This window comes from Staphylococcus sp. HMSC065D05, assembly GCF_001813195.1.
In the GTDB taxonomy this organism is placed as follows: domain Bacteria; phylum Bacillota; class Bacilli; order Staphylococcales; family Staphylococcaceae; genus Staphylococcus; species Staphylococcus epidermidis.
Genome location: NZ_KV811739.1, coordinates 41103 through 41626 on the forward strand (window position 1 = coordinate 41103; position 524 = coordinate 41626).

1 pseudogene is annotated in these 524 nt (G+C 28.1%); it reads right to left on the reverse strand.

Going from position 1 to position 524, the window contains the following annotated elements:
* A pseudogene (locus tag HMPREF2897_RS12185) lies at window positions 1-524 on the reverse strand (transposase); the annotation flags it as partial.

Genomic DNA, 524 nt, shown 5'->3' on the forward strand with positions numbered 1-524 from the left:
TATTGAAATAATATAGAAATTGTCTTTTTTATAAATTTTTTGATTATTTTCAGCTCGTTGAGCTACTACTTTTCTTATATTAAGTGCCATTAATACAAAACCAAGTTCTCTTTTGACTTTATTGAGTCCTCGGACAGACATCCGAGTGAAACCCAAAATAGCCTTCATAAATCCAAAAACAGGTTCCACATCAATTTTTCTTTGACTGTAGATATTTTTTGTTTCTGGTTCTGAAAGCTTTTTGTTAATTTGGGATTTAAAATATTCCCAGTTATAATTCTTCATTATTTTTTTGTTTGTTTTTGAATTGAAGTTCATACATTGATTTTTCAGAGGACATTCTGAACAATCATCACATTCATATTAATTGAAGTCTCGCTTATAACCATACTTATCATGACGATAGGCATATCTTTTAAAACCTAGCCGTTTATTATTCGGACAAATGAATTCGTCATTAATTTCGTCATAGTTCCAATTTTGAGTATTAAAGATGTCACTTTTATATTTTTTAGTTTTATCTT